The sequence below is a fragment of the Modicisalibacter muralis genome (genome assembly GCF_900102945.1).
Classification (GTDB): Bacteria; Pseudomonadota; Gammaproteobacteria; order Pseudomonadales; family Halomonadaceae; genus Modicisalibacter; species Modicisalibacter muralis.
Map to the genome: position 1 here is coordinate 250,396 of NZ_FNGI01000002.1, position 16,706 is coordinate 267,101.

Below are 16,706 nucleotides of genomic sequence, written 5' to 3' on the forward strand. Positions count from 1 at the left end.
TGCGTGCCGGTTATTGTTGTTGAGCCGTCGCCAGTTCCCCGAGGGTGACGGAGTGGACCGGCGGACGGATGTGGTAGTAACCCACCGCATCGTGTGACTGGCCGAGTCGTCCGGCCAGCAGTCGATTGACGCTCTCGCCGCATTGGCGACCCTGGCAGGGGCCCATGCCGCAGCGCGTAAAGGCCTTGAGCTGGTTGGGGCCGGCACCGCCCTGGGCGATGGCGGATTCGAGCTCACCCCGCGAGACGCTTTCGCAGCGGCACACCAGGGTGGTATCGGGCTGCGTGGACAGCCAGTCGTCGGGCAGGCGGAACATCGCCTCCAGCAAGGGCCTTGCCGCCAGGTCGCGGCGGCGCGCGCGGCGCAGCGCTTGCGCCTCTTCGCTCGGCGTGGCGGTGGCGTTCTCGGCCATGGTGTCGAGCACCGCCAGCGCGGCCAGGCGTCCCTCGCGCTCGGCGTTGAGTGCGCCGCCGATACCGCCGCCATCGCCGGCGATCCACAGGCTCTCATCGGCTTGCAGAGTGGGGCCGCGACTCGGCAGGAAGCATTGCTGACTGTGGTGCCAGGCGTGGGCAAGTTGTAGGCTGCGCGCCAGCTGTGGTTCCGGCGTGATACCGAAGTGGCCAAGCAACAATCCCGTCGACTGGACGTGCCAGCGGCCCCGGTGGCGATAGCGCACGCGCTCGACGGCCTCTCCGCCCTCGGCCTGCAGACCATCGACTCTGCGGCGAACCGGCACGCCGGCCCGTCGCAATGCCGCGATCATGCGTGCGCCCTTGGCCAGATAGCCCCGCCCCAGCCAGGCGCCACGCGGTCGGCGCAGGGGCTCGATGTAACGACTGCTGGGCGAGGCCATGTCCAGCACCAGTTGCGGCGGTCGCCCGGCGCGCAGGTACTGCCACGCCAGCAGATAGAGCAACGGCCCGCTACCCGCCAGCACCGGCGGCGTCTCGGGCAGCAACGCCCCCTGCTTGAGCAGGATCTGCGCCGCGCCGGCATTCATGACACCGGGCAACTGCCAGCCGGGAAACGGCCAGCCGCGTTCCATGGCGCCGCTGGCGAGAATCAGCCGGCGGGCTTGCCAATGCTGGGTGCGGCCGTGCTGCAGCACACCCAATGAGTACCCGTCGTCTTCGCGCTGCGTCCACCACACCCGGCTATCCGGGCGATAGTCGATGGCCGCACGATCAAAGGCGGCAAGTAATTCGCGACCGCGCAGGTACTCCTGACCCATGATCCGGGCGTCGACCTGGGGCGAGGCCAGTTGGCGATAGATCTGGCCACCCGGGATGGCGTTCAGGTCGAACACCACCGGGCGCAGCCCGGCCTCGGCCAGACGAATCGCCGCCGCCATGCCCGCGGGGCCGGCGCCGACGATGGCGATCTCGGTAGGGCGGGCATTAGTCGGCATGCCGCTCTCCTTGCTGGCGCTCGATGCGCATGCCTTCGTAAACCGGCTCGAGGCAGCCCTGCCGGTTGGGCCGGCCATCGATGCTGATCAGACACTCCTGGCAGACCCCCATCATGCACAGCGGCGCGCGCGTACTGCCGTCGTGATGACGGCGATAGCCCTGCCAGCCATGCAGGTGCAACACTGCCGCGGCCACGCTCAGGGTGTCGGGAACCTGGCAGGGCTGGCCATCCAGCCACACGGTCACCTGGCGCGGGGCGGCACAGCCACGTTCGCTACGCCGAAACATGAAAACGCTCTCCCGAAAAGGCGGCGTATTGCTGGCCGAGGCGATCGTTCAGGATCGCCTCGGCCAGCGCCGATGCGTGAAATGACGCCAGCGTGATGCCGCTGTGGCAGTTGATGTTGTAGGCCCCCGGGTGGCTCGCCGAGGCTTCGTAGAGCGGATTGCCGTCGGGCGTCATGACGCGTAGCGCTCCCCAGGCTCGCACCAGCCGAGTGGCCTCGAGCGCCGGGCAGATTTGCACGGCCTTGGCGGCGATGGCCTGCATCATCGCCAGGGTCACGCCCTTGTCGAAGCCGCTGCGCTCATGGGTATCGCCGATCAACACGCCGCCGCTGGCGGTCTGACGTAACTGCGGCGTCGGCAGCCAGCCCAATGCCGGCAGGCGCTCGGTGACCAGGATCTGCCCACGCAATGGCGCCACGGCCCCCGACAGCCCCAGTGTCGGGGCCAGCGTACGGGCACCGAGCCCAGCGGCGATCACGATGCGTTCCGCAGTGAAGGTGCCCTTGGCCGTCGTGGCACAAAAGCCACTATCGGCCTTGCTCAGCGCCTGGGCCGGCGTCGACGGGTGTATCTCGACCCCCAGCGCGCGGCTCGCGGCATACAGGGCGCGCAACAGATAGAGCGGATTGCAGTGGCCATCGTGCGGCGACCAGGTGCCGCCGTGAATGCGCTCGCCCAGTTCAGGCAGGTAGGGCAGCAATGCGTCGCGACTCAGGTAGTCCCACTCGAACTCCCGTGCCAGCCGGGGCGAGGCTTGCTGCAGCTCGTCATACTCGCGCTGCCGCGACTCGGCTTCCTCGGCGTCGAAGCACAGATCGACTCCGCCACGCTGCTCGTACTGAAGGTCGATGCCGGTGCGCTCGGTCAGTTCCCGAGCGAACGCGCTCCAGCCGCGCACCGCATCCAGGCTCAGCTCGGCGTAGCGCGGCATGCCGATGCCCTTGCCCTGCACCCAGGTCAGGCCGGCATTGCCGCGCGAGGCACGCAGGGCGTCGTCGCTTTCATCGAGCACGGTGACGCCCTGACCGGCGCGCGCCAGCCCGTAGGCCACCGCCATGCCGACCACCCCGCCGCCGATGATGAGAAAATCCTGTCGCATGCCCGCTACCCGCCGTTGAACATACAGTCGACGATAGCGGCAAGCTTCCTATAAGCTCCAATAACGATAGTTAACGATCCGATACCCTTTTGTTATGCGCCAACCCCAACTTCGTGACCGCCAGGTGCTCGCCTTCAAGCATGTGATGGAAAGCGGCACCGTGACCGGCGCCGCCCAACGCATGCTGACCGCACAGCCCGGTGTCACCCGGCTGCTCAAGCAACTGGAGCACGACGTGGGGTTCACGCTGTTCGAGCGCATCCGCGGGCGGCTGGTCCCCACTCCCGAAGCACGGACCTTCTATCGTGAGGTGGCGCGTGTCTGGACCGGCATCGACCACCTGCGCGAGACCGCCCGACGGATTCGCGAGCGTGAGGTGGGCGGATTGCGTATCAGCGCCATGCCGCTGCTCGGCATGACCTTCATTCCCGACGTGCTGGCAACGTTCATGGCGGATCACCCCGACGCCAGCGTCGAGCTATCCACCTACCGTTCGGAGCAGGTCATCGAGGAGGTCATCACGCAGCGTTGCGATCTAGGCTTGGCCATCGTCGCCGGCAACGACGACCGCGTGCAGCAGGAAACCTTTCGCCTCGAGAGCCTGTGCCTGTTGCCGGCGCGACATCCGCTGATCGAGAAGCCGGTCATCGCCCTGGAGGATCTCGCGGGGGAGACGCTGGTGTGCTTCGAAACGCATGACCCGCTGCGTCGCGAACTGGACCGCCGGCTCAGCGAGCACGACGTCAGACCGCATCGACGCATCGAGGTCTCCCTGGGGCTACAGGCGGCGCGCCTGGTGCGCAACGGACTCGGCCTCAGCATACTCGATCCGATCAGCGCCCATGCCTTCGGCACCCAGGGGCTCGTGCTACGACCCTTCGCCGCCGACCTCGCCGAGGAGTTCGCCCTGTTGACGCCGCGCGACCAGCCCGCATCGCGCCTGACCAAGGATTTCGTGGCGCTGTTCCGCGACGCCATCACGCCACTCACCGCGCCACCCGCGCCCTGAGGAATCACCGCATAAATGCCTTTGCGAACGAGTTACTGCGTTGCGCGGTGCTCTAAGGCTCGCCTAACCCCATGTTATGTCTCGCCTTCTGTGCTCCGTGCGCCTTGTACTTCATTTCGCTCGGCGATTTATTCAGCGATTCCCTAAGCCGGAAAGCGCGGGACGGCTTGCCGGCTCCATAAATTCATAGGATGATTGGTTGATCCCATATTCAGAGGCGTACTCATGCAACTGACCCACGTCGGCAGGCAATCCCTGGTGGAGAGTGTCATCGCGCGTCTCCGCGAGACCATCGAGCGCGGCACCTGGCAGGTCGGCGAGCGGATTCCCGTCGAGGCCGACCTGGCCCGCGACCTCGGCGTGAGTCGCAACACGGTACGCGAGGCCGTGCGGGTGCTCGTGCATGCCGGCCTGATGGAGACGCGCCAGGGCGCGGGTACCTTCGTGCGTGCCAGCCGCGATCCCGGCGAGACGCTGCGTACCATCGAGCGCACCGAACTGCACGAGCAACTGGAGGTGCGCCTGACCCTGGAGGTTGAGGCGGCGCGCCTGGCCGCCCTGCGCCACGACGCCGACGATCTCGCCGTCATGCGCGACGCGCTGACCGCACGCGCGGCGGCGGGTGGCGATATCCAGGCACGCATCCGTCACGACGAACGCTTCCACCTGGCCGTGATGCAGGCGGCGCACAACCGCGCGCTGCTGACGCTGTATCTCTACTTCGCCCATGCCGTCATTCGTACCATCGAGCGCACCGAGCACGATGCCGATCTGCCGGAGCCCTCTCAGGCGGACCACGAGGCCCTGTTCGCCGCCATCGAGCGCCGCGATGCCGAAGGTGCCGTGCAGGCTGCCCGTCACCTGCTGCAGCCCAGCCTCGACGTGCTGGCCGAGGAGTGACCATGCGATTTCGCCTCGACCCTTTCACGTTGCTATTGCTCGGCACGATCGGCCTGGCCACCGTGCTGCCCGCCCGGGGTGACGTCGCCGAGTGGCTCGGCCACCTGTCGGTGGCCGCCATCGCGCTGCTGTTCTTCCTGCATGGCGCCGCGCTCTCGCGTGAGGAGGTGTTGGCCGGCGCGACGCACTGGCGGCTGCATCTGCTCATCGTCAGCCTGACCTTCGTCGTCTTCCCGTTGATCGTGCTGCCCATCTCCACGCTTGCGCCGCGCTGGATACCCGAGGATCTGGCGCTGGGCTTTTTGTACCTGGGGGTGCTGCCCTCGGCCGTATCGTCGTCGATCGCCTTCACCGCCATGGCGCGGGGCAACGTACCGGCGGCGGTGTGCAGCGCCGCGGCCTCCAACGTGTTCGGCATGATGCTCACGCCGTTCCTGCTGATCCTGCTGGTCAGCACCGCGGGGGGCGGATTCGCGGTCGGCGATGCCTTGCGCGACATCTTCCTGCAGCTGCTGCTGCCCTTTGCCGCCGGTCAAGCGATCCGGCCCTGGGTAGCGGGCCTCATGCAGCGCCACAAGTCGCTCACCGGCCGCTACGACCAGGGCGTGATCCTGCTGATCGTCTACTCGGCGTTCTCGCAATCGGTCGCCAGCGGGCTGTGGCAAAAGCTGCCCCTGACGGCGATCGGCATCGCCATCGCCTTGTGCGTCTTCCTGCTAGGCCTGGCGATCCTGCTGGCGCGCTTTTTGGCGGCGCGGCTGGGGCTACGGCTCGCCGACGAGGCGGCCGCGGTGTTCTGCGGCTCCAAGAAGAGTCTGGCCTCGGGCCTGCCGATGGCCAAGGTGCTGTTCGCCGGGCATCCGGGATTCGGCATGATCGTGTTGCCGATCATGTGCTACAACCAAATCCAGATCATCGTCGGCGCGGTACTGGCGCGGCGCTACGAGCGATGTATCACGGCGCGCGCCGAGGAAGGCCCGCGCGTGACAACGTCTTCTACGTGATCAGATCATCGATATATTGCTTCAGTGCCACGGCGTTGTTGTGTTCGCGGTCCTTGGCGGCATAGACCAGCGTCAGGACGCCGCCCGCGCTCGTCTCGAGCAGTTCGTCCAACGCTTCGGGTACCTCGCGTAGCTCCTTATGATATTTCTGGTAGAACGCCGCCCAGCGCGCCGGCTCGTGGCCGAACCACTGGTGCAACTCCTTGGAGGGCGCCAGCTCCTTCTTCCAGGCGTCCAGCGGCAGGTCTTCCTTGCTCACCCCACGCGGCCACATGTGATCGACGAGGACGCGATAGCCGTCGTCCTTGGATAACTCATCGTAGGCGCGTTTGCACTGTACCTGCTTGGGTCCCTTCATGATGGCCTCCTGTCCTGAAATGGTGCCCCTTGGCTCGGTGCCGGCCAGTACTCGACGACTGGGCCTGAAATCGGCGGGACATGACGCAAGACGTCCGGCCCACACGATGAGCGGACGGGACGTTTCGAGGCGTCGAACCCACGCTTCGCCTCAACCGCCGAGCAGCACCAGCTTGCGGTTGACGAACTCCTCCATGCCGTCCTTGCCCAGTTCGCGACCGAAGCCGGAGCGCTTGACCCCGCCGAACGGCAGCTCGGCGGCCGAGCCCGGCGCCTCGTTGATGTGCACCATGCCGCTCTCCAGGCGCGCGGCTAGCTCGCGGGCCCGCTCGGCGTCCGTGGACTGGATGACCGCGCCCAGGCCGTAGGCCGAGTCGTTGGCCAGGGCCACCGCCTCGTCCTCGGACGTGACCTTGTAGATCACCGCCACCGGGCCGAACAGCTCTTCGCCGTAGGTGCGCATCGCCGGGGTGATGCCGGTGAGCACGGTCGGCGCGTACCAGGCGCCGGGCTGGTCGAGGCGACCGCCACGCACCAGCACCTGTGCCCCTTGAGCGACGGCTTCATCGACCTGCCTGGCCAGCGTCTCGGCGGCGCCCTCCGACGACATCGGCCCCAGGAAGGTCTCGGCATCGCCGGGATCGCCCATGCGAATGTTCTCGACCGCGGCCAGGAACTTGGCCATGAAGTTGTCGTAGATGCCCTCGCTGACGATGATCCGCTTGGCGGCGTTGCACGCCTGGCCGGCATTGGCGAAGCGCCCCGACAGGGCCTGCTTGACCGCCAGATCGAGATCCGCGGATTCCAGCACCAGAAACGGGTCCGAGCCGCCCAGCTCCAGCACCACCTTCTTCAGGTGGCGCCCGGCGACCTCGGCGACCGCCGAGCCGGCACGCTCGGAGCCGGTCAACGACACGCCCTGCACCCGCGGGTCGGCGATGATATCGGCGGCCTGCTCGTTGCTGGCAAAGACGTTCACGTACAGCCCCTCGGCGGCGCCCGCGTCGCGGAACAGCCGCTCCATGGCCAGTGCCGACTCGGGGCACTGCGGGGCGTGCTTGAGCAGGATGGTGTTGCCGTTCATCAGGTTGGGCGCGGCGAAGCGTGCCACCTGATAGTAGGGGAAGTTCCACGGCATGATGCCGAGCAGGACGCCGAGGCCCTCCTTGCGGATCACCGCCTCGCCCCCGGCGGCCACCTCGATCGGCTCGTCGGCGAGCCAGGCCGGCCCTTTCTCGGCGTAATAGCGGTAGATCGAGGCGACGATGTCCAGCTCGCCGCGCGCCTGGGCGAGCGGCTTGCCCATCTCGCGGGTGATGATCGCGGCCAACTCGTCGCGGCGCGCCTCGTAGAGCTCGGCGACCTGCGTGAGCAGGCGTGCTCGCTCGTCGAGCGAGCTACGCCGCCAACCTGAGAATGCCTGGTCGGCGGCGTCGATGGCCGCCTGGATATCGCTATCGCTGGCACTCGGGTATTCCTTCTCGACCTTCCCGGTCGCCGGGTTGGTTACGGCATACTGGCTCATGGGCGTCTCCTCGTTTGGTCGGTCAACACGCATTGCTGACCAGTCACTATAGATGAGGCCAGTCGACACTCGTCGACTACCGTCGCGTGTGCTGTTCGACCGCTGCAGAAAGCGGATCGTTCAGCGGAGCCGCCACGGCATCATGCCTTACTCCCCCTGCTTGGCCGCAGGCGTAGCGCGCGTCGTGCCGGTCAGGCTTGTCTTGTGCAGCACCACATACGCCAGCCCGCCGATCGCCACGCCCCAGAACGCCGAGCCCAGCCCGAACAGGCTCATGCCCGAGGCGGTGGCCATAAAGGTGATGATCGAGGCCTCGCGGTGGTCCGTCGCCTCGGCCGCCGCAACGATATTGCTGGTGATGGCGCCGATCAGCGCCAGGCCGGCGAGCACGGCGACGAAGGTGCCGGGCAGCGAGGTGAAAAGCAGCACGATGGTCCCGGCGAAGGTGGCGCCGATCAGGTAGAAGGCGCCGTTGGCCACCCCCGCGACGTAACGCTTGTCCGGGTTCTCGTGGGCCTCCTTGCCGGTGCAGATCGCCGCGGTGATGGCGGCGATCACCGTGGTGATGCCGCCGAAGAATGCCATCGCCACCGACACCAGGCTGGTGATGGCGAGGATCGGCCGCGCCGGGATGTCATAGCCGGCGCCGCGCAGGATCGCCATGCCGGGCAGGAACTGCCCGGTGAGGCTGACCAGCACCAGCGGCACCGCCAGGCTCAGGGTGGCGTGCCAGGTCCACTCGGGGCGGATCAGCGTCGGCGTGGCCAGGTCGAGGCGCACGCCCTCCAGGCTGGCCCCCTCCAGCATCACCGCCAGCCCCACCCCGACGATCACCAGCAGCACCAGGAAGTAGCGCGGGAAGAGTCGCTTGAACACCAGGTAGGCGACGAGCATGCCGGCCGCCAGCGCCGGCGCGTGCTCAAGCGACGTGAACACACCCACCCCGAACTGGAACAGAATCCCGGCCAGCATGGCGCTGGCGATGCCCTTCGGAATCGCCGCCACCAGCTTGTCGAAGGTGCCAGTGATGCCGATCATGAAGAGGATCGCCGCGGCGCTGATATAGGCGCCCACGGCCTCGTTGAGCGATAGCCCGGGAAACAGCGTCACCAGCAGTGCCGTGCCCGGCGCCGACCAGGCGGTGATCACCGGCACCCTGAGCCACAGGCTGAGCCCGATGCCGGTGACGGCCGCGCCCAGCGAGATCGCCCAGACCCACGAGGTCATCATGGCCGGCGAGATATCGGCGCTCTGGGCGGCCTGGAAGAAAATGGCCAGTGGGCCGGCGTAGGAGATCAGCACGGCCAGAAAGCCCGCCGTGACCGCCGACACCGACCAGTCCCTGTGCAATGGCATGTCTCACCTCGAATCGTAAAAAAGGCCCGCGCTGCCGGAGCGGCTCGCGGGCCAAGGAGGATACTGGAAACATCGGATGGGCCGCGCCCATCCGGGGCGTCACGCCGCGGGTTCGTCCGCGACCCGATCCCGACGGATGAATTCGAAGTCCTTGAACTCGACGATCATCGACAGCCCCGCCCCCAGCACCAGCGCCCAGAAGGAGGAACCGATGCCGAGGATCTGGATGCCGGAGACCGCAATCAGGAAGGAGAACATCGCGCCCACCTCATGCTTGCCGGAGAAGGTCATGCTCATCGCCGAACTGATCACGCGCAGCAGCGCCAGGCCGGCGATGATGGCGATGAAGTAACTGGGCATGGCCTCGATCAGGCTGAACACGAAGCCATAGAAGGGCGCCGCCACGATGAAGATGATGCCGACGATGACGGCGGCCACCCAGCGCTTGTCGTGGCTGCCGGCCTCCGGCCCGGAACAGATGCCGGTCATCGGCGCGGCGATGCAGGTGCTGTGCAAGTTGAAGAAGGCCGAGATCATGGTGCCGATGCCCCCCACGGCGGTGATGGCATTGGCCGGCGCCTCCTTGTAGCCCATGCCCTTGACCAGGCCCACACCGGCCGGCGTTTCCATGCCCACCAGGATCAGCGCCAGCGGCAGCCCGTAGGCCAGGAAAGCCTCCAAGGTGAACGTGGGCATGACGAACTCGGGGAATTGGATCGAGAACGTCACACCGGAGAAGTCGGCACCGGAAAAGCCCATGTAGGCGACCCCGACCAGCAGCGCGACGACCAGCGGCGGCACCCGGCGCAAGAAGCGTGAGGCCATGAAGAAGGCCAGGATCATCACCACCGCCGGCAGCATGGCGCTCTGCAGCGGCATCACCATGTTGGTGCCGAACTTGAGCAGAATGCCCGCGATCATGCCCATGACGATGGGCATCGGAATCAGCCGCATGACGATGCTCATCATCCCGGCCAGGCCGACGACCAGCGAGATGGCGCCGGCGATCAGCGTCGCGCCCAGCGCTTCATTGAGACCCACGATGGGAATGATCGCCGCGAACAGCAAGGCGCCGGGAATCGAGTTGGCCATCGGCAGGGGCAGCCGGTAGTAGGCCGGCATGAACAGCCCGAACAGGCCGTTGATCATCAGATAGCTGATGACCCAGAGCAGGGTGAACTCCTTGGGCAACCCGGCGGCGACGCCGGCGCTGATATGGATGATACCGGCGCTGAGGCCGAAGATGCCGGCCACGAGCCCTGCGCTGAAATTGTCGGCATTGAGGTCTCTGAGGAAGTCGGCGGGCGCATGCCTCAGGCTGACGCCCTTCTCGATGTGTTTCATGCTGTGCTCCAACGTTGTTTTTGGAAATCAGGAGTCCATGCCACTGCCGATGGGCAGCGGCGGTTGACGTCGTTCAATTGGCTGCTTCGGTCGGCGCCGACGACTACCCCGTGTCGCCGCCGGCCACCGGCACCACGCTGCCGGTGATGTAAGCGGCATCGTCGGATGCCAGGAACAGGATCGGCCCGGCCTGCTCGTCCAGGGTGCCGTAGCGCCCCATGAAGCAGCTGGCCTTGGTCTGGTCGATATGCGCCTGGAACCAGGCCCGCTCCTGTTCGCTGCGCGCCTCCGGGGTGCCGCGCGAAATCCGCCGTGGCGGCGCCTCGGTCCCGCCCGGCGCGGTGGCGACGACGCGGATCCCGGCATCCGCGTACTCGAAGGCCAGCGAGGCGGTCATGGCGTTGATCCCGCCCTTGGCCGCCGAGTACGGGATGCGGTGGATGCCGCGCGTGGCGGCCGACGACACGTTAACGATGACACCGCCGCCCTGCTCGACCATGGACGGCAGCGCCGCGCGGCAGCACCACAGCGTCGGCATCAATGAGCGGGTGATCTCCGCCGCGATCTCGGCCTCGCTGAACTCGACGAACGGCTTGAAGTTGATGGCGCCGCCGACGTTGTTGATCAGCACGTCGATACGCCCGAAGCGCTCGCGGGCCTGGCGCAGGGCGCCCTCGGCGCCTTCCCAGGTCTCGAGATCGGCCTGCAGGGCCACGGCCTCATGGCCCTGCTCGTTTAGCGCGGCGGCGACCTCGTGCACGACATCGGCGCGGTCGACCAGCGCCAGGCGCGCGCCCTCGGCGGCGGCGCGCTCGGCGACCCGCCGCCCGATGCCCTGGGCGGCGCCGGTGACGACCATCACCTTCTCTGTGAAGCGGGGCGTGCTCATGCGACCTCCGCTTCGCTGGGCGTCAGGCTCGGGGCGAACTTCTCGTAATGGAAGCTGGCCGGGTCGATACCCTGATCGCGGAAGTGCTTGAGCACGGCGTCGACCATCGGCGGCGGCCCGCACAGGTAGACGTCGACGTCGCCGTCGTTGAGCATCTCCGCCGCCATGTGATGGGTGACGTAGCCCTTGCGCGGATGCTCGCTCGCCTCGTCGGCCACCACGGTGGTGTAGCTGAAGTTGGGCAGTGTCTCGGCGTAGACGTCGAGCTCGTCCCGCTTGACCAAATGATCGTCACGGGTGACGCCGTAGATCATGTGGATCGGCTGAGCGCAGCCCTTCTCCGCGAGCTGCTTGAGCATGGCGAGAAACGGCGCCAGCCCGGTGCCGCCGGCCAGCATCAGCAGCGGACGCTTGACCTCGCGCAGGTAGAAGCTGCCCAGCGGGCCGGTCATGGTCAGTTCATCGTTGGGCTGGGCGGTGCCGGTCAGGTAGCCGCTCATCAGGCCTTCGGGCACGTTGCGGATCAAAAAGGAGGCACGCTTGTCGCCGGGACGCGAGCTGAAGGAGTACGAGCGCGTCTCGTCGCTACCCGGCACCTGGATGTTGATGTACTGGCCGGGCAGGAAGGCCAGCTCGGTATCATCCAGGTCAATGGCCAACTCGATGCTGTCGTCGGAGAGCGGCTCGACCATGGCGACCCTGCCCTTGATCTCGCCGACCTGGGTCTTGCACAGCGTCGAGGCCACGGGTACCTGGATCACGCAGTCGGACGACGGCACCATCTGGCAGGTCAGCACCTTGCCTTCGGATTCCTCCTCCTCGGACAGCGCCTCCTCCAGGTAGTCGTCGCCCATGTCGAAAGCGCCCTGCTCGCACTGGCCCTTGCAGGTGCCGCAGACCCCGTCGGAACAGTCCATCGGCAGATTGACCTTCTGGCGGTAGGCGGCGTCGAGCACCGTCTCGCCGGCCTTGCAGCCGATAAAGCGGGTGACGCCATCCTCGAAATTGAGTGCGATGGTGTAGCTCATGGTCGTTCTCCTCCCCACCCGTCACACGTGATAGACGTCGATGACCTGGTGGATATAGTCGTTGTTCAGCACCACCTTCTTGTCGGTGATCAGCGGCGCTTCGCCGGACACGTCCAGGGTGTAGAAGGACGTGCCGAAATAGGCGTTGGTCTGCTGGTAACGATGGCTCAGGGTGTGCCAGTTGAAGCGCAGCTCGACCTTGTCGCCGTCCTGGCTCAGCACTTCCAGGTTGGAGACCTGGTGCGTGGTGCGCGGCTCGGGAATGCTGGTCGCCCCGGAGCGTTCGGTCTTGATGCGGTAGACGCGGTCCTCGAGGCCCTCGCGATTGGGGTAATAGATCAGCGAGATCTCCGACTGCGGGTCCTCGGTCAGACGATCGTCGTCGTCCCACGCCGGCATCCAAAACACCGCGCCCTTGCTGTAGCACTCGAGCCACTCGTCCCACTCGCGGTCGTCGAGCAGGCGCGCCTCGCGATAGACGAACGCCTGAATATCCAGAAAGTTCATGCTCATGCGGAAGCCTCCTCGTCAGCGGATGCCATGGCGATAAACTGACTGCGTTCCTTGTCGATGGCGCGCAGCATCTCCGCGACCCAGTGCTTGTGGTGCATCACGTAGAGGCCCTCGTCCTCGGGCGAGGCACCGCTCAGCAGCGGCTTCATGTCGATGGCCTTGGCATTGTCGTCGGCGCCCTCGATCCACTGCTTGGCGCCGCGCGAAAGATCGTTCCACTCGGCGTCGAGGCCGGCATAGCCGTTCTGGCAGGCGCGGAACTCCTCCAGGTCGTCCGGCGTGCCCATGCCGCTGACGTTGAAGAAGTCCTCGTACTGGCGGATGCGCAGCGCACGGCTCTCGACCGACTCGCCCTTGGGCGCGAAGCAGTAGATGGTGACCTCGCTCTTGTCCACGGCGATCGGGCGGATCACGCGGAACTGGGTCGAGAACTGATCCATCAGGTAGGCGTTGGGATACAGGCACAGATTGCGCGTCTGGTTGACGATGGAGTCGGCACGCGCCTCGCCGAACTCGGCCTCGAGCGCGTCCTTCTGGCCGTAGACCGGACGCACCTCGGGGTTGAGCAGCCGCGTCCACAGCATCATGTGGCCGTTCTCATACGAGTAGAAACCGCCCAGGCTCTTCGACCAGCCGTTGGCGTCGACCGCCTTGGTGCCGCCGGCGTCGTAGTTGCGGCGATCCATGGTCGAGGCATAGTTCCAGTGCACGGTGCTGACGTGGTAGCCGTCGGCGCCGTTCTCGGCCCCCAGCTTCCAGTTGCCATTAAAGGTGTACGACGAGGTGCCGCGCAGGATCTCGAGGCCCTCCGGCGCCTGGTCGACGATGTTGTCGATGACCTTGGTGGTCTCGCCGAGGTGCTCCGCGAGCGGCTTGACATCCGAGCTAAGGCTGCCGAACAGGAAGCCGCGATAGCTCTCGAAGCGCGCGAGTTGCTTGAGGTCGTGGGAGCCGTCCTGCTTGAAGCCTTCCGGATAGGCGCCGGTCTTCTCGTTCTTGGCCTTGAGCAGCTTGCCGTCGTTCTTGAACGACCAGCCGTGGAACGGGCAGGTAAAGGTGCCCTTGTTGCCGCGCTTCTTGCGGCACAGGGTCGCGCCACGATGCGCACAGGCGTTGATCAGCGCGTGCAGCTCGCCCTGCTTGTCGCGGGTAATGATCACCGGCTGGCGGCCCAGGGTCACGGTCATGTAGTCGCCCGGCTCGGCGATCTGGCTCTCGTGGGCCAGGAATAGCCAGTTGCCTTCGAAGACATGCTTCATCTCCAGCTCGAAGAAGGCCGGGTCGGTGAACATGCTGCGGTGGCAGCGGAAGACGCCGTTCTCGGCATCGTCGACGACGGCGCCGCGAACGCGCTCTTCGAGACGATCAAGCTGAGTGGTCATGGTCGACTCCTTGGCGCCGCTCGCTGCGACGCTCGGTTCGTTGGACGTTGTTCGGGACTCAGGCGCTCTCGAGGGCTCGCGGGCGGGCGTGACGGCTCTGCAGCTCGCGGCGTTCGGTCGGTGCCAGCTCGACGTCGAACTCCACCTCGGTATAGGGCCCTTTCAGGCCGCGCTTCTCGGCCTCGGCGGCGTCCTCGATGCGCCTGGCCTCGACCACCAGTTCCTCGCGGGTGGCGAAGGCGAAGTCGTCATAGGTGTACTCGTCGCCGGCCAGGTTGATCTGGGTGGTCAGGTGACGATGCCCCGGCGCCGAGACGAAGAAGTGGATGTGCGCCGGGCGCTGGCCGTGGCGACCGAGCAGATCCAGCACCTGCTGGGTCGGGCTGCCCGGCGGCACGCCGTAGCCGGAAGGAATGATGCTGCGCGCGCGATAGCGGCCTTCGGCGTCGGTGCGGATGCCGCGACGCAGGTTGTAGTCGGACTGCGAAGGATCGAAGAAGGAGTAGTTGCCCTTGGAGTCGGCATGCCAGATTTCGACCAGGGCGCCGGCGATCGGCTGGCCGTCGGTGTCGCGCACCTGGCCGGTCAGCCACATCGCCTCGGCCGCCGCGTCGCTGCCGTCGTCCATGCGCGCCTCGCCCTCGCTGACCGGGGCGCCGGCCACGTACAGCGGACCCTCGATGGTGCGCGGCGTGCCGCCGGTCAGGCCGACCTGTGCGTCGGCGGCGTCCATGCGCATGTCGAGGTAGTGATCGAAGCCCAGCCCCGGCGCCAGCAGGCCCGCCTGCTTCTCGCCGCCGAGCTCGTTGAGCAGATTGACGGCCGACCAGAACTCCTCGGGAGTGACGTCGAAGTCGTCGACCAGCCGATAGATGTCGGACAGCAGGCGGTGCAGGATCTGCTTGCCGCGCTCGCTGCCGCCGTCCTGGTCGAAGCCGCTGACGGCCTTGAGGAAGTCCTGGACTTCGGGGGTGTCGAAAATCTTCACGCTCATGGTCAACTCCTCGCGTTTATGCTTGTACTGATTAGCCGGTTGTACTGATGACGCCGCTTCAGCGGTCGTCGTCGCGGATTGATGACGGGTGGCGACACAGCGGCTTGACGCTGATCTCCATGTAGGGGAACAGCGGCAGGCCGCTGACGATCTTCTGGAGCTCGGCGTTGTCCTCCACGTCGAAGATGCTGACGTTGGCGTAGCTGCCGGCGACCCGCCACAGATGGCGCCACTTGCCCTGATCCTGCAGTTTTTGCGAATAGGCCTTCTCGGTCGCCTTGATCTTGGCGGCCTGCTCGGCCGGCATGTCAGGCGGTAGCTTGACGGTCATCTCCACTTGAAAAAGCATGTGCTGTCCTCCGGTCTTCGCTTGTCGTTGTGTCTGGCTGGGTCATCGGTTCTTGCCGGCTAGTCCTTACGGGCCTAGTCCTGGCGCGAATAGTGAGCCAGCTTGTCTTCATCCAGGGTGACGCCAAGCCCCGGCCCCTGGGGCAGGTCGACGCCGAAATCGTGGAAATGCAGCGGCTCGGCGACGATGTCGTCCTTGAGCAGCAGCGGGCCGAACATCTCGGTGCCCCAGGCCATCTCGGGCAGCGTCGCCCAGGCGTGCAGCGCCGCTGCGGTACCTAGCGTGCCCTCCAGCATGGTGCCGCCGTACAGGCCGATACCCGCGGCCTTGGCCACGCTGGCCAGTTCCAGCACGCCGAGCGGGCCGCCGGCCTTGGCGATCTTCAGTGCGAAGGCGTCGCTGAAGCCGGCGGCGGCCAGGGTGAAGCCATCGGTGGCGTCGTGGACCGCCTCGTCGGCCAGCATCGGCACGATGAAGCGCTCCGCCAGGCGCGTCAGGCCGGCGTACTCGCGCGCCGGGATCGGCTGTTCGATCAGCTCGATGCCGGCGGACTCCAGGGCGGCGATACCGCGCGCGGCGGTGGCTTCGTCCCAGGCCTGGTTGACATCGACGCGCACGCTGGCGCGATCGCCCAGCGCCCGCTTGATGGCGCTGACGTGGCGCACGTCGTCGTCCACGGCGTTAGCGCCGATCTTGAGCTTGAAGTCGCAGTGGCGGCGGTCATTGAGGCGCTGGAAGGCCTCGTCGATGTCCTTTTGGGTATCGCCGCTGGCCAGCGTCCACAACACCGGCAGATGGTCGTGACGCGCGCCGCCCAGCAACTCGGCCACTGACAGTCCCAGGCGCTTGCCCTGGGCGTCGAGCAGTGCGGTCTCGAGCCCCGATTTGGCGAAGCTGTTGCCGCGCACATGGCGATCCATGCGCGCGCGCAGGGCGTTGAGATTGCTCGACGGCTGGCCGATCAGCAGCGGCGCGAGGTAACGATCGATGGTCAGCTTGATGCCCTCGGGGCTTTCGGGGCCGTAGCTCAACCCGCCGATGGTGGTCGCCTCGCCCAGCCCCTCGATGCCGTCGGAGTGGCGCATGCGCACGATCACCAGCGTCTGGCAGGCCATGGTGGTCATCGACAGCTTGTGCGGGCGGATGGTCGGCAAATCGACCAACAGCGTCTCGATGGTTTCGATCTCAGGGGACATGAAGGCTCCGAATCACGGCAATCTGGTGTTGATGTCACTTTGATTGCAGTCGAGGAAGGGA

The 16,706-nt window shown here is 66.6% G+C and carries 17 protein-coding genes; 3 read left to right on the forward strand and 14 right to left on the reverse strand.

From position 1 onward, the window contains the following. Positions 1–10: 10 nt before the first annotated feature. From BLR92_RS05735 to BLR92_RS05745, 3 genes are read right to left on the reverse strand one after another with little or no spacing between them, the layout of a single operon-like run. Positions 11–1,411, reverse strand: a complete 1,401-nt coding sequence (locus BLR92_RS05735) for an FAD/NAD(P)-dependent oxidoreductase (protein ID WP_175488732.1) — start codon at positions 1,409–1,411, stop codon at positions 11–13. Then, the gene (locus BLR92_RS05740; RefSeq protein ID WP_089726415.1) at positions 1,401–1,700 is read right to left on the reverse strand and encodes a (2Fe-2S)-binding protein; all 300 of its coding nucleotides are present in this window, start codon (positions 1,698–1,700) and stop codon (positions 1,401–1,403) included. The genes BLR92_RS05735 and BLR92_RS05740 overlap by 11 nt, the downstream gene beginning before the upstream one ends. Continuing rightward, a complete protein-coding gene (locus BLR92_RS05745; protein WP_089726417.1) occupies positions 1,687–2,799 on the reverse strand; it encodes an NAD(P)/FAD-dependent oxidoreductase in 1,113 nt (370 codons plus the stop codon). Before BLR92_RS05745 ends, BLR92_RS05740 begins: the two co-directional genes overlap by 14 nt. Positions 2,800–2,893: 94 nt before the next feature. Here BLR92_RS05745 and BLR92_RS05750 point away from each other — a divergent pair, with 94 nt between their 5' ends. The 3 genes from BLR92_RS05750 (at position 2,894) to BLR92_RS05760 (ending at position 5,712) form a co-directional block, all read left to right on the forward strand. Further along, positions 2,894–3,808 carry a LysR substrate-binding domain-containing protein gene (locus BLR92_RS05750; RefSeq protein WP_089726418.1) on the forward strand — a complete coding sequence of 305 codons (915 nt, stop codon included), beginning with the start codon at positions 2,894–2,896 and terminating at the stop codon, positions 3,806–3,808. A 225-nt stretch (positions 3,809–4,033) separates the two neighbouring features. Continuing rightward, positions 4,034–4,708 carry a FadR/GntR family transcriptional regulator gene (locus BLR92_RS05755; RefSeq protein WP_089726420.1) on the forward strand — a complete coding sequence of 225 codons (675 nt, stop codon included), beginning with the start codon at positions 4,034–4,036 and terminating at the stop codon, positions 4,706–4,708. 2 nt (positions 4,709–4,710) lie between these two features. After that, positions 4,711–5,712 (forward strand): bile acid:sodium symporter family protein, encoded by a 1,002-nt coding sequence (locus BLR92_RS05760; protein WP_089726422.1) that lies wholly within the window; start codon positions 4,711–4,713, stop codon positions 5,710–5,712. On the opposite strand, the gene BLR92_RS05765 is transcribed toward BLR92_RS05760, so the two are convergent. The 11 genes from BLR92_RS05765 to BLR92_RS05815 form a co-directional block, all read right to left on the reverse strand. Continuing rightward, positions 5,705–6,070: a DUF488 domain-containing protein gene (locus BLR92_RS05765; RefSeq protein WP_089726424.1), complete on the reverse strand. Its 366-nt coding sequence runs from the start codon at positions 6,068–6,070 to the stop codon at positions 5,705–5,707. The two genes, BLR92_RS05760 and BLR92_RS05765, sit on opposite strands and share 8 nt — an antisense overlap. Before the next feature lie 150 nt (positions 6,071–6,220). Continuing rightward, positions 6,221–7,594, reverse strand: coding sequence for an NAD-dependent succinate-semialdehyde dehydrogenase (locus tag BLR92_RS05770; protein ID WP_089726425.1), 1,374 nt, complete (start codon positions 7,592–7,594; stop codon positions 6,221–6,223). A 147-nt stretch (positions 7,595–7,741) separates the two neighbouring features. Next, on the reverse strand, positions 7,742–8,950 hold the full coding sequence (locus tag BLR92_RS05775; RefSeq protein ID WP_089726427.1) for a benzoate/H(+) symporter BenE family transporter: 1,209 nt from the start codon (positions 8,948–8,950) through the stop codon (positions 7,742–7,744). 99 nt (positions 8,951–9,049) lie between these two features. Further along, on the reverse strand, positions 9,050–10,294 hold the full coding sequence (locus BLR92_RS05780) for a benzoate/H(+) symporter BenE family transporter (RefSeq protein ID WP_089726429.1): 1,245 nt from the start codon (positions 10,292–10,294) through the stop codon (positions 9,050–9,052). Positions 10,295–10,397: 103 nt separating this feature from the next. Continuing rightward, positions 10,398–11,183: a benzoate diol dehydrogenase BenD gene (benD, locus tag BLR92_RS05785; RefSeq protein WP_089726431.1), complete on the reverse strand. Its 786-nt coding sequence runs from the start codon at positions 11,181–11,183 to the stop codon at positions 10,398–10,400. Continuing rightward, positions 11,180–12,211 carry a benzoate 1,2-dioxygenase electron transfer component BenC gene (benC, locus tag BLR92_RS05790; RefSeq protein WP_089726433.1) on the reverse strand — a complete coding sequence of 344 codons (1,032 nt, stop codon included), beginning with the start codon at positions 12,209–12,211 and terminating at the stop codon, positions 11,180–11,182. The genes benD and benC overlap by 4 nt, the downstream gene beginning before the upstream one ends. A gap of 21 nt (positions 12,212–12,232) precedes the next feature. Further along, positions 12,233–12,724 carry a benzoate 1,2-dioxygenase small subunit gene (gene benB, locus BLR92_RS05795; protein ID WP_089726436.1) on the reverse strand — a complete coding sequence of 164 codons (492 nt, stop codon included), beginning with the start codon at positions 12,722–12,724 and terminating at the stop codon, positions 12,233–12,235. After that, a complete protein-coding gene (locus BLR92_RS05800) occupies positions 12,721–14,106 on the reverse strand; it encodes a Rieske 2Fe-2S domain-containing protein (RefSeq protein ID WP_089726437.1) in 1,386 nt (461 codons plus the stop codon). The genes benB and BLR92_RS05800 overlap by 4 nt, the downstream gene beginning before the upstream one ends. A gap of 58 nt (positions 14,107–14,164) precedes the next feature. After that, positions 14,165–15,100 (reverse strand): catechol 1,2-dioxygenase, encoded by a 936-nt coding sequence (catA, locus tag BLR92_RS05805; protein WP_089726439.1) that lies wholly within the window; start codon positions 15,098–15,100, stop codon positions 14,165–14,167. A gap of 58 nt (positions 15,101–15,158) precedes the next feature. Further along, positions 15,159–15,449, reverse strand: a complete 291-nt coding sequence (catC, locus tag BLR92_RS05810) for a muconolactone Delta-isomerase (RefSeq protein ID WP_089726441.1) — start codon at positions 15,447–15,449, stop codon at positions 15,159–15,161. Between the two features lie 74 nt (positions 15,450–15,523). Next, on the reverse strand, positions 15,524–16,645 hold the full coding sequence (locus BLR92_RS05815; protein WP_089726443.1) for a muconate cycloisomerase family protein: 1,122 nt from the start codon (positions 16,643–16,645) through the stop codon (positions 15,524–15,526). Positions 16,646–16,706: the final 61 nt, after the last annotated feature.